This is a genomic window from Streptomyces sp. NPDC032745, from assembly GCF_055579465.1.
The window spans coordinates 207,659-219,075 of sequence record NZ_JBVING010000018.1 but is presented as its reverse complement, the minus strand read 5'-3'; the positions used below and the strand labels follow the sequence as shown (position 1 = coordinate 219,075).

13 protein-coding genes are annotated in these 11,417 nt (G+C 71.3%); 8 read left to right on the top strand and 5 right to left on the bottom strand.

The genetic code is table 11. The features are described from left to right. The 4 genes from ACZ5WG_RS35500 to ACZ5WG_RS35485 form a co-directional block, all read right to left on the bottom strand. Nucleotides 1-515 (bottom strand): ABC transporter substrate-binding protein (locus ACZ5WG_RS35500; protein WP_468728637.1); only part of this gene is annotated, 515 nt, incomplete at its 3' end. A gap of 263 nt (nucleotides 516-778) precedes the next feature. Continuing rightward, nucleotides 779-850 carry a putative leader peptide gene (locus ACZ5WG_RS35495; protein WP_353962829.1) on the bottom strand — a complete coding sequence of 24 codons (72 nt, stop codon included), beginning with the start codon at nucleotides 848-850 and terminating at the stop codon, nucleotides 779-781. A 163-nt stretch (nucleotides 851-1,013) separates the two neighbouring features. After that, nucleotides 1,014-1,472 (bottom strand): RrF2 family transcriptional regulator, encoded by a 459-nt coding sequence (locus ACZ5WG_RS35490; protein ID WP_468728636.1) that lies wholly within the window; start codon nucleotides 1,470-1,472, stop codon nucleotides 1,014-1,016. Nucleotides 1,473-1,601: 129 nt separating this feature from the next. Continuing rightward, nucleotides 1,602-2,804: an acyl-CoA dehydrogenase family protein gene (locus tag ACZ5WG_RS35485; protein ID WP_468728635.1), complete on the bottom strand. Its 1,203-nt coding sequence runs from the start codon at nucleotides 2,802-2,804 to the stop codon at nucleotides 1,602-1,604. Between the two features lie 601 nt (nucleotides 2,805-3,405). Here ACZ5WG_RS35485 and ACZ5WG_RS35480 point away from each other — a divergent pair. Continuing rightward, nucleotides 3,406-3,957 (top strand): winged helix-turn-helix domain-containing protein, encoded by a 552-nt coding sequence (locus ACZ5WG_RS35480; protein ID WP_468728634.1) that lies wholly within the window; start codon nucleotides 3,406-3,408, stop codon nucleotides 3,955-3,957. A 51-nt stretch (nucleotides 3,958-4,008) separates the two neighbouring features. Here ACZ5WG_RS35480 and ACZ5WG_RS35475 read toward each other — a convergent pair whose 3' ends face one another. Then, nucleotides 4,009-4,578: a helix-turn-helix domain-containing protein gene (locus ACZ5WG_RS35475; RefSeq protein ID WP_136226238.1), complete on the bottom strand. Its 570-nt coding sequence runs from the start codon at nucleotides 4,576-4,578 to the stop codon at nucleotides 4,009-4,011. A 136-nt stretch (nucleotides 4,579-4,714) separates the two neighbouring features. Here ACZ5WG_RS35475 and ACZ5WG_RS35470 point away from each other — a divergent pair, with 136 nt between their 5' ends. The 7 genes from ACZ5WG_RS35470 to ACZ5WG_RS35440 all read left to right on the top strand — a co-directional run bounded on the left by ACZ5WG_RS35470 (nucleotide 4,715) and on the right by ACZ5WG_RS35440 (nucleotide 11,404). Continuing rightward, nucleotides 4,715-5,494, top strand: a complete 780-nt coding sequence (locus ACZ5WG_RS35470) for an ABC transporter permease (protein ID WP_468728633.1) — start codon at nucleotides 4,715-4,717, stop codon at nucleotides 5,492-5,494. Next, nucleotides 5,491-6,207: an ABC transporter ATP-binding protein gene (locus ACZ5WG_RS35465; protein ID WP_468728632.1), complete on the top strand. Its 717-nt coding sequence runs from the start codon at nucleotides 5,491-5,493 to the stop codon at nucleotides 6,205-6,207. Before ACZ5WG_RS35470 ends, ACZ5WG_RS35465 begins: the two co-directional genes overlap by 4 nt. A 61-nt stretch (nucleotides 6,208-6,268) precedes the next feature. Next, nucleotides 6,269-7,264 carry an ABC transporter substrate-binding protein gene (locus tag ACZ5WG_RS35460; protein ID WP_468728631.1) on the top strand — a complete coding sequence of 332 codons (996 nt, stop codon included), beginning with the start codon at nucleotides 6,269-6,271 and terminating at the stop codon, nucleotides 7,262-7,264. 22 nt (nucleotides 7,265-7,286) lie between these two features. Further along, nucleotides 7,287-8,396: an aryl-sulfate sulfotransferase gene (locus ACZ5WG_RS35455; protein ID WP_468728630.1), complete on the top strand. Its 1,110-nt coding sequence runs from the start codon at nucleotides 7,287-7,289 to the stop codon at nucleotides 8,394-8,396. Nucleotides 8,397-8,555: 159 nt separating this feature from the next. Continuing rightward, nucleotides 8,556-9,560 (top strand): amino acid ABC transporter permease, encoded by a 1,005-nt coding sequence (locus tag ACZ5WG_RS35450; RefSeq protein ID WP_468728628.1) that lies wholly within the window; start codon nucleotides 8,556-8,558, stop codon nucleotides 9,558-9,560. Next, a complete protein-coding gene (locus tag ACZ5WG_RS35445) occupies nucleotides 9,557-10,333 on the top strand; it encodes an amino acid ABC transporter ATP-binding protein (protein WP_468728627.1) in 777 nt (258 codons plus the stop codon). Before ACZ5WG_RS35450 ends, ACZ5WG_RS35445 begins: the two co-directional genes overlap by 4 nt. A 54-nt stretch (nucleotides 10,334-10,387) precedes the next feature. Next, entirely contained in the window at nucleotides 10,388-11,404 is a 1,017-nt protein-coding gene (locus ACZ5WG_RS35440) for an ABC transporter substrate-binding protein (protein WP_468728626.1), read from the top strand. The last annotated feature ends 13 nt before the right edge of the window (nucleotides 11,405-11,417 follow it).

The following is an 11,417-nucleotide window of genomic DNA, read 5'->3' as shown; positions in this document are numbered from 1 at the left end:
AGGAACGCGACGTCCTGCGTGTTCCCCTTCTGCGGGGTGGCGATCTTCTTGCCCTTGAGGTCGTCCAGGGTCTTGATCTTGTCCGGGTTCACGACCAGCTTCACGCCGCCGGAGGCGGAACCGGAGACGATCCGCAGGTTGGAGCCCTTGGACTTCACGTAGCCGTTGATCGACGGCGAGGGGCCGATGAACCCGATGTCGAGAGAGCCGCCGTTGAGGGCCTCGATCTCGGACGGGCCGGCGTTGAAGGACTGCGGCCTGATCGCGGTGCCGCCGAGCTCCTTCTGGATCAGGCCCTCCTGGAGACCGACCAGGGCGGTGGCGTGCGTCAGGTTCGGGAAGTACCCGATGCGGACCTCGGAGGCGGACAGCTTCTTGTCGCCGGTGGCCGCGGCGTTGGCCTTGTCGTCGTCCTTCTTCGCCTCGGAACCGTAGCCGCAGGCGGTGAGCAGCAGGGGAAGCGCCGCTGTGACGGCGATGGCGCGCAGGGTGGTGAGCGGTCTTGCGGCAGACACGGAGGTGTCCTTTCACGGGATGGTGTTCAGAGAGGTACGGAGAAGGGCGGCGTGAAGCCATCGGCACGCACGGCACCCGCTCCCGGCCGTCGCCGGCGGGATCGCGGTCGCAGGCTGAGGAACGGAGAGGTGTCGGACGCCCGCGCTCGAAGGCACGCGGTCGGTGAGGTCGGCCGAGGGGGGCCTGCCCGGCCCGACGGAGAGAGCGGAGCGAGGCAGCGCTCAGTGATGCGGTACGCGCGGAGCCGGCCCGGCGAGGGGTGTCAGCAGGGCTGACAGATGGCGCTGGAGGTACGGACCAGGTCGATGTGTCGACGGGAGGTCAGAGGCAGCATCCGGCTTGCGTGGTGCAGTGTTCGCACGGCCACCTCCCCGATTCCTAGTTTTCCCACCTGGTTGGTAGGCATCTTGGCAGAGGCGGACACGCACCCCAAGAGGTTGACCGCATGGTGGACGCCGAGATCTCGCGATGTGAGAAAGCGCAGGTGGGGCGGAGGGTCAGGGATTGGTCCAGGCCCCGGGGGCATCGGTCAGCGCCGATACGTCGGAGGGCAGGTCGGAGGACGCGACGTCGGCGAGTGTCACGCCGTCGAGGATCTCGCGCACGTTGGCCCGCAGCGCGATCCACAGGGGGAGTAGCGACTCGGCGGGGCCGGTGTAGGACAGGTCCGGTGGGCGGACCCCGCGCACCGAGACGAGCGGTCCGTCCACGACGCGGATCACATCCGCGATGGTGATGGACGCGGCGGGCTTGGCCAGGCGGTAGCCGCCGTTGCCGCCGCGCTGGCTGAGCACGAGACCGCCGCGGCGCATGTCGTTCAGGATGCCCTCGAGGAACTTGTGCGGGATGTCCTGAGCGTCGGCGATGGCTTCGGCTTTCACCGGCCCGTCATCCTGTGACGCGGCAAGCTGCAGCGCGGCACGTACCGCATAGTCCGCCCTGGCTGAGATCCGCATAGGGACATTATCCGGCATGGATTCGGCCGGCGGCGGTCGCGGGTGGCCGCAGGCTGCCGGGCGGGCAGCCGCGCCCGGCAGCCGAGGGGATCAGGTCGCGGATCCGCGGCCTGAACGGTGCCCTGGGGGTCAGTGGAAGGCCGCCGCCACCGCGCGGTGGGAGCCGTTGAGGTAGTGCTCGCCGATGGAGCGCAGGCGGTGCGCGACCGGGCGGTGGGCCGTCAGGACGCGGGCGTTGCGCCAGAACCGGTCCAGGCCGGGGGCATCGGCGAGTTCCAGCACCCGGGCGGTGATGTGCAGGGTGGCCTTCGACATCACGGCCTCGGCCGTGGCGACCAGGGCGGCGACGCCCGCGGGTACCTCGGCGTCGAGCTGCGCACCCGTGGCGAGGGCCTGCGCCATCACCTCCGTCGCCCGCTCGGCCACGGCGGTGGCCGTCTGAGCGGCAGAGGCGAGTTCCCCGTACGTCAGGAAGAGGTCCGGGTCCTCGCCGGGCAGCCGGTGTGCGCGGCCGCCCCTGCTGAGGTCGCGTGCTTCGGTGAGGGCGCCCTCGGCGATGCCGAGGCCGACGTGGCACAGGGCGAGCCGGAGTGCCGGCTCCGCGAGCGCGGTGAAGGGCGTTGTCGACTCCTCGTCCTGCGGCCGGCGGCCCAGCACCTGCCCCGGCGTGATGGTGACCCCGTCCAGGACGACCTCGCCCGCGCCGGCGACGCGCTGCCCGAGGCGATCGTGGGTGGGTTCGACGGTCACGCCCCGTGCGCCGGGTGGGATCCGTACGACCAGGACGTCACCGGTCGCGGTGCAGACGGCGTCCACCACGATCTGGTCGGCTGCGGCCACCGCCGTGTCCACGGACCGGCGTCCGTTCAGCAGGTAGCCGCTGGCGCGCGGCCTCAGTGTGAGGTCCGGTCCCTCGGTGTCGCCGTTGGGCGCGGGAGCGCGGACCGCCCCGGTCCACAGCCACCGCTCGCGCACCGACTCCTCTTCGAGGGCGGTCGCGTGCTCGTGACTCGCGTAGAAGCGTCCGCTCCAGGCGTGTACGTAGTGGCGGGCGAGTACGGCGCCGACAGAGCTGTCCGCTGCGGCGATCTCCCGTATGACGGCGCATCCGGTACGCCAGTCCGCCCCGCGGCCGGGCCCGGGCGGGGTGAGGGCCGCCGGCAGGCCGGCCTCGCGGAGCCGGGCAGCCTCGTCGGTCGGCGGTTTGCCGGCCTGATCGCGGGCGATGGCGTCCGCGGCGAGGTCGTCCGCCACATCGCGGGCGGTACGCAGGAGCGCGCGGCGCCGCTCGTCGGTGGACCGGTGGCCGGCGGGGCTGGATGTCGTTCGCATGGGCGTCACCGGCAGGCACCGGTGCCGCTGTGTGGCGCGGGGGCTGGGCGGACAGCGGTGCCATGGGGGCTGGCGGTGGTCATGTCGGCTACTCCGGAACGTTGTTGGGCGGCGTCGGCCGGTTGCCGATTCCCCACCTTTCCCATCGGATTGATAGGGATACTCGTCCGAAGCGGCGTTCCGGGCAAGAGTGTGACCGAATCGTGGACAACTGGATCTCGGGATGAAAGACCTTTCCTATGCAATCAGTAGGGAACTATTGACGCGTGCCCGCCGCGCACTTCACGATGTGGCCATGTCCCCGTCGCAGCCGTTGCTCGTACGCCGCAGGCACGTTGACTTCCGTCTCGTCGCCAGCGCCATCTGCCGACCCGTTTAGGGCTTTTCGACAGGGCATCTCCCCGACGCGCGCCGGTGTTCCGGCTGCCGCCTGTCGCTGTGCTGCGCGCTGTTCGTGACCCCGGCCCTTCGAGCCGTACGGGTCCGCCGGGCGTGCGACGCGCCGACCCTCCCGGTCGACTCCGTCACTGAGACGCCATGCCCTGACGTGCCCGAACACCCGGCATCCGTACCTCGATCCGCGCAGCCGAAGGGGCTCACCGTGACCACCGCAATTCCCGCACCCGCCACCCGCCGTTCCCCCGCCCCGCGCCTCCAGCTGGTCGGCGGCCGTCCGCCCGGCGTCTTCGCCGACGGGACCTACGGCGGCCGCGTCGGATACCTCGTGTTCCTGCCGGCGGACGTCGACCCGGTGGCGCTGATGAGAGCGCACGGCATACGCCCGGAGATCCGTTCCCTCGAGCCCGGGACGCTTCCGGCTCCCGACCCGGAACCGGCCCCGCACCCCGACCCCGTCCAGCTCGACGATGCCATCCGGGTCGACCGCGCACGTCGGCTGGTCGAGGTCGACGGGCGCGAACTGGAACTCACCTACCTGGAGTTCGACCTCCTGGCCCACCTCGTGTCCCATCCGTACACGGTCCACACGCGTGATGCCCTCATCTCGGGCATCTGGGGGTATGGGCACATCGGCGACGGCCGTACGGTCGACGTCCACGTGGCCCGGCTGCGCCGCAAGCTCGGACCCGCCTACCGGGACCGCATCTCCACCGTGCGCCGCGTCGGCTACAGGTACGTTCCCGGCCACCAGTAGCCACCCGGGCCGGCCGGCGGCGGAACTTCTGCCGCCACCGCCGGTGGTTTCTCAGGCGTTCGCGATGACCAGCAGGGTGCGGGCGGCGGCCGGGCCCGTCAGGCGGCAGCGGTGCGGGACTTCGCCCCGGTGGTGGGCGCTCTGGCCGGCGCGCAGGGTCAGGGGTTCCTCGCCCTCGACCTCGAGGACGATCTCGCCCTCCAGTACGTAGAGGAAGTCCTCGCCGGGGTGCTCGAACCAGCCGCGCTCGCCCTGGCCGGGCTCGAAGTGGTGTTCGTAGGCCTCCATCAGCGCGCTGCGCCCGCCGGGGATGAGGACCTGGGCGATCTGCCCGGCGGCCTCGCTGACGCGGATCACCTGCGGGTCGCTCTCGTGGCTGACCGCACCCGGCCGGGCGGGCGGTCGCAGGAAGGTTCCCGGGGTGACGTCCAGCGCCTCCGCGATCCGGTAGATCGAGCTGAGGCTGGGAGTGGCCAGGCCGCGTTCGAGCTGGCTGAGGAACGGCTGGGAGAGGCCGGAGAGCGTGGCGAGGACGGCCATGGAGACGCCGCGCTGTTTGCGGCAGCTCCGGATCACCCGTCCGACCTCGATCGCCTCGGGCGTGGGTTCAGGTCGAGACACGCAGGTGAACGTACCGCATCAGCGATCAAGCGCCGGGGGCTCCGGCGAGGTTTCGTGCTGCCGCAACACTCCCGTCATAAGCGTGGTCAATTATTGACCTCACTTATCGACGAGGAACCGAACGAGGAGCCGCCCCGTGCACGCCACCCCCTCACCACCCGGCCGGAGCCTCAGCCGGCTCGGCCCGGCCCTGGGCGCGGCAGGCGCCGTGCTCGCGCTGTGGTGCCTGCTCGCCCGGTCCGGTGCGGTGGCCCCGGGGCTGCTGCCCACGCCCGGTGAGACCGCGGCCGCGCTCGCGGACAGCGCCCGCAGCGGCATCCTGGCCGCTGATCTCGGCGCCAGCCTGGCCCGTGCCGGGCAGGGTTTCGTGCTCGGCGCCCTCGTGGGCAGCGCGCTGGGCTTCGCCACCGGCTATCTGCCGAAGCTGTCCGCCGCCGTCACCCCGGTGATCTCCTTCCTGCGCCCGATCCCGGCCATCGCGCTGGTGCCGCTCGCGACCGCCTGGTTCGGCATCGGGGAGACCGCCAAGCGCCTGCTCATCGCGTACGCCGTGCTGCTCGCCGTCTGGCTGTACGTACACGACGGGGTGTCCCGGGTCCCGGCGTCCCATCTGCGGGCGGCCCGGTCGCTGGGGGCGCCGCTGCACCGGCGGTTCACCGAGGTGCTGCTGCCCGCCGCCGCGCCCGCACTGCTCGCCGCGATGCGGTACGGGGCCTCGGTGGCGCTGCTCGCCCTGGTGGCGGCGGAACTGGGCGGCGCGGACAGCGGGTTGGCATACCGGCTCCAGGTGGACGGCCAGTTCCTGCGCGTGGACCGGATGTTCGCGGGGCTGCTCGTACTCGGGCTGCTCGGCGTGGCCGTCGACCTCGTACTGGCCGCGGTCGGCCGCCGGTTCGTGCACTGGAGCGCCTCGTGAGCCTGGGAGTACGACTGGAGGGCCTGTCGGTACGCTACGGGGCTGCGCCGGTGCTGGAGCGCACGGATCTGGAGCTCCCGGCAGGCTCGTTCACGGCGCTGCTGGGGCCCAGCGGGTGCGGCAAGTCCACGGTTCTCAACCTGGTGGCCGGGTTCGTACGGCCCACCGAAGGGCGGGTGACGGCGGGTTCCGCTCCGGTGCGAGGGCCGGGCCCGGAGCGGGGCGTGGTCTTCCAGCACTATGCGCTGTTCCCCTGGCGCACCGCCCGCGGCAACGTCGAATTCGCGCTCAAGCGGCTCGGCCTGCCGCGTCCGGAGCGCCGCCGGCGCGCCCTCGCGGCACTGGCCGAGGTAGGGCTGGCGGACGGCGCCGAGAAGTACCCGGCGCAGCTGTCCGGCGGTATGCAGCAGCGCGTGGCACTGGCCCGCGCCCTGGCCGCCGAGCCCGAAGTGCTGCTGATGGACGAGCCGTTCGGAGCCCTGGACGCGCTGACCCGGACCCGGATGCAGACCCTGCTGCGGGAGCTGTGGCAGCGCCGTGGAACCACCGTCCTGTTCGTCACGCACGACATCGACGAGGCACTGGCCCTCGCCGAACGGGTCGTCGTCCTCGGCGGGACCCCCGGGCGGGTGCTGGCCGACCACACCGTGGCCGCCGGTCCGCCCGACCCGGACTTGCGCTCACTGATCTCACGTCACCTCGGCTCCGACTGAAGCCTCCTCGATTCCCTCGCCACCCCCACCCCCACTGCCTTTTCCGGAAGGACTCCCAGCCATGCCCAGACCCCGTGCAGTGGCCGCCCTGTTGACGGCGGCCCTGCTCTGCTCGCTCACCTCTGCCTGCGCCGGCGCCTCCGTCCCTGCGGGCGGCGGCCGCCCCGCCGTTTCCCTCGCCGGGAGCGACCACCTCGGCGGCGCGCCCGTCTACGTGGCCCAGGAGCGCGGGCTGTGGTCCGCCGAGGGCATCGACGCCACCGTGACCACCCAGCCCACGGGGCGGGACGCGCTGAACGCCGTGCTCGGCGGTCAGGCCCAGCTCGGCGTCGTGGGCGACCTGCCTGCGGTGACGGCCGCGCTGGGCGGGCGCGAGCTGCGGATCGTCGCCGACCTGTCCCGGTTCGACGACTGGCGCCTGCTGACCCGGACCGACCGGCAGATCACCGGCTTCGCCGCACTGAAGGGCCGCAAGGTCGGCGTCCCGCAGGGCACGAACGTCGAGTACGCGCTGTCGCGGATGCTGGCCTCCGCACAGCTGACGGCCGCGGACGTGACCGTGGTCAACCTCGCCCCGAACCAGGTCACTTCGGCGCTGGCCCGCGGCGACGTCGACGCCGGGGTCACCTTCCCCAGCTTCTACGACGCCGCCCGCACCACCCTCGGCGACCGCTACGCCGAGCTCCCCTTCACCGGCTACACGGCACGGACCCTGCTCGTCGCGGGTCCGGCGGCGACCGAGGAGACCACCACGGCCGTGCTCCGGGCGCTGCTGAAGGCCCAGCGCGAGATCGCCGCGGACCCGGCCGCCGCGCGAAAGGCCGTGATCGCCCAGTCCAAGGGCACGCTCCAGGCCGACTACGTGGACGCCTTCCAGCCCCGCTACGGCTACGGCGCGACCCTCTCGCCCGAGCTGCTGGCCCAGTTGGAGCAGGAGGCCGGCTGGGCGAAGGCAGCCCAGGGCCTGCCGGGCTCCGCCGACCGCGCCGGCCTGCTGCGGCGTCTGCACCCGGCACCCCTGACGGCCGTCGACCCGGCTGCCGTCACCGTCCGCTGACACACCCCGACAGGAGATCCTCATGACCGTCGACCAGAACACCCTGCGCCGCCGCGGCGTCGGCCTGATCGCCCATGACCCCGCCCGCAGTTACGGCGGCTACACCCTCTACACGCCCATCACCAGCGCCGGCGAGATCCACCTCGTCGACATCGAGGGCCGGCCCGTCCACACCTGGAACTCCCCGCACCCGCCCGGCCGCCAGGCACAGCTCCTCCCGGGCGGCAACCTCTTCTACGCGGCCAAGGACACCAGCAGCCCCACCCTCTTCCCCATCTGGGACGTCTACCACGGCGGCATCTTCCAGGAACTGGCCCCCGACTCCACGGTCCTGCGCGAGGTCCGGCACCCCTTCCACCACCATGACGCCTCGATCCTGCGCAACGGCAACCTCATCGTCACCGTCGTCGAACCCCTGGACCCGGCCGATGCCGCCCGCATCCGGGGCGGTATCCCCGGCTCCGAAGCCCCGGGCGGCGTGATCTACGGGGACGTGGTGTACGAGCTGACCTGGGACGGGGAGGAGGTGTGGCGCTGGGCTGCCATCGAGCACCTCGACCCCGAGGAGTTCCCGCTCAACCCCCACTTCGCCCGTGAGCACTGGCCCATGGCCAACACCGTCAACGAACGCGCCGACGGTTCGATCGTCCTGGGCTTCCGCAGCGCGTCCTCCACCGTGGCCGTCGACCGCGCCGACGGGTCCGTGCTGTGGCACATCGGCCCCGACGTCCTGGCGCAGCAGCACCATCCGCACGAGCTGGCCGGCGGGAACATCCTGGTCTTCGACAACGGCACCTATCGCGACACCACTTCCGTGCCGTACTCGCGGGTGCTGGAGCTGGACCCGCGCACGGGCGAGGAGGTGTGGTCGTACGAGGACAACCCGCCGCAGAACTTCTACAGCCCGTACATGTCCAGCGCGCAGCGGCTTCCCAACGGCAACACCTTCATCGCCGAGGGCTCCTTCGGACGGCTCTTCGAGGTGACCCCCGGCGGGGACGTGGTCTGGGAGTTCGTGGTCCCGCAGTTCCGGTCCTTCGGCGAGGGGGTGGGCCTGGAGTCCTCGGCCGGCGCCCAGAACTCCGTCTTCCGCGCCTACCGGTACTCCGCCGACCAGCTCCCCTGGCTGTGAACGACAGCCCGGTTCATTTCGCCGGAAGGCGTTGTGTGTACGGCGGATGAAATTGCCGCACGCTTTCGCGGATTTCGATATCAGGGCCGTTGACAGCCCTTCTCCAAACTGCCTAGCTTACGCCGCAGATAACGACATCAGCGGCCTCTTCTGTCCGGCATGACGGCTGCTTTTCGATTCCCTGATTCATCGAATGCTGCTGGAGTGTCCTTGACCGAAACACTCGTCCTCACCGCGCCCCCGGGACCGCCGGCGCCGGCGGAGAGGGTCCTCCCGCTCCGCCGGCCCGGGCGGTGGATCGCCACCGCCGTCGTGCTGGTCCTGGTCTCCCAGGCCGCCCACGGGCTGCTGACCAATCCCTTCTACCAATGGGACCGGTTCGCCTACTGGTTCGTCCGGCCGGTCATCCTGGAGGGCCTGTTCATCACCCTCCAGGTGGCCGCGTACAGCGCCGTCCTGGGTCTCGCGGGCGGCATCCTGCTCGCCCTCGGCAGGATCTCCGCGAACCCCGTACTGAGGTCGGTGAGCTGGACGTACATCTGGCTGCTGCGCTCCGTGCCGCTGATCGTGGTCCTGCTCTTCCTCTACAACCTCAGCGCCCTCTACCCCACCCTGAGCATCGGGGTGCCCTTCGGGCCCGCCTTCTTCACCTTCGACGAGTCGCGGCTGGCCACCGACATCGTCGTGGCGGTCGTGGGACTCAGCCTGAGCGAAGCGGCGTACGCGGCCGAAGTGGTACGGGCCGGTGTGCTCTCCGTCGACCAGGGCCAGCACGAGGCAGCGGCTGCGCTGGGACTCCCCAAGCGGTACCAGTTCGCCCGGATCGTCTTCCCCCAGGCGCTGCGCTCCATCGTCCCCGCCTACGTCAACCAGCTGGTCGGGCTGGTCAAAGCCACCTCGCTGGTCTTCTACGTATCGCTGCTCGACCTGTTCGGCACGGTGCAGAGCCTCGGCAGCACCTACTCCGGCGACATCGTGCCGCTGCTGCTGGTGGCCACCTTCTGGTACGTGGTCCTCACCAGCGTCCTGTCGGTCATCCAGTTCTACGTCGAGCGGTACTACGCGCGCGGCGCGCTGCGCACCGTACCGCCCACCCCCCTGCAGCGGGCCCGGACGGGCCTGCGCGATCTGCGGGACCGCTTCCGGAAGGAGACGGCGCGATGACCACCGCCCTGCGGGCCGCCGCGATCGAGGTCCACGGCGTGCACAAGTGGTACGGCCGACAGCAGGTACTGGACGGGGTGAGCCTGACGCTGCGGCCGGGCACGGTCACCGCGGTCCTGGGCCGCTCAGGCTCCGGCAAGTCCACCCTGCTGCGGGTCATCAACCACCTGGAGAAGCCCGATGCCGGATACGTCAGCGTGGGCGGCGAGCTGATCGGCGTACAGCGGCACGGCGGGCGGCTGAAGGAGCTGAGCGAGCGGGCGATCCTCGCCCAGCGAGGACGGATCGGCTTCGTCTTCCAGAACTTCAACCTCTTCCCGCACCTGACCGTGCTGGACAACGTCGCAGCGGCCCCCGTGGCCACCGGCAGGCTGCCGCGGCCGCAGGCCCGGGCCCTGGCGCGCGAACTCCTGGAGCGCGTCGGGCTCGGCGACCGGACCGGCGCCTATCCACGACAGCTGTCCGGCGGCCAGCAGCAGCGCGTGGCCATCGCCCGCGCCCTCGCGCTGCGGCCCGGAGTCATCCTCTTCGACGAACCCACCTCAGCGCTCGACCCCGAACTCGTCGGCGAGGTGCTGTCCGTGATCAAGGACCTGGCCACCGGCGGCACCACGCTGGTCATCGTCACGCACGAGATCGGCTTCGCCCGCGAGGTGGCCGACGAGGTCGTCTTCCTCGACGGCGGCCGCATCGTCGAACAGGGCCCGCCCGGGCAAGTGCTGGACCGGCCCGCCCATCCCCGTACGCGGGAGTTCCTGAGCAAGGTGCTCTGACCCCGCCGCGCCCCACCCCGCCCCACCAGCCCCTCCCTACCGAAAAGGAACACCATGCAACGCCGACGCTCCCTGCGCACCAGATTCGTCCGAGGCCTCGGCGCCGCCACCGCCACCGTGGCGCTCGCCTCCGGCCTCACCGCGTGCGGCGGTGACGCCGAGGCCACCGGACCGGGCTCCGACAAGGTCACCGTCGGCGCGGTGTCCAACGGCGCCGCCCAGCAGGCCGAGCTGTCCGTCCCGGTGGTCGATTCCCTGCGCGCCCAGCTGCCCACTGAAGTCCGCGAGCGCGGCGAACTCCTCATCGGGGTCGGCGCGCTGCCCGCAGGCTTCCCGCCGCTGGCGTACGTCGGCACCGACCAGAAGACCCTGACCGGCGCGGAACCGGACCTCGGCCGCCTGGTGGCCGCGACGCTCGGGCTCAAGCCGGTGGTGAAGAACTCCACCTGGGAGAACCTCTTCGTCGGCATCGACAGCGGCAAGGTGGACGTGGCCTTCACGAACGTCACGGTCACGGAGGAGCGCAAGAAGAAGTACGAGTTCGCCTCCTACCGGCAGGACAACCTGGCCTTCGAGACGCTGAAGGACAACCCCTGGAACTTCGGCGGCGACTACCGCAATCTCGCGGGACGGACGGTCGCGGTCAGCTCGGGCACCAACCAGGAGAAGATCCTGCTGGAGTGGCAGAAGAAGCTCCAGGCCGAGGGCAAGGACATCACCGTCAAGTACTTCCCCGACGCCAACAGCACCTACCTGGCCCTGAGCGGCAAGAAGATCGACCTCAGCTTCGGCCCGAACCCGTCCATCGCCTACCACATCACGCAGACGGCGAGCGGCAACGCCCCCACCCGCAACGCGGGCTCCTTCTCCGGCGCCGGCGAATCCCTCCAGGGCCTGATCGCCGCGACCGCGAAGAAGGACAGCGGGCTCGCCGAGCCGGTGGCAGAGGCGATCAACCACCTGATCAAGAACGGCCGGTACGCGCAGCTGCTCGCCGCCTGGAACCTGTCCAACGAGGCCGTCACCACCTCTGAGGTCAACCCGCCGGGCCTGCCGGTGACCAACTCCTGAACCCCCGGCCCCC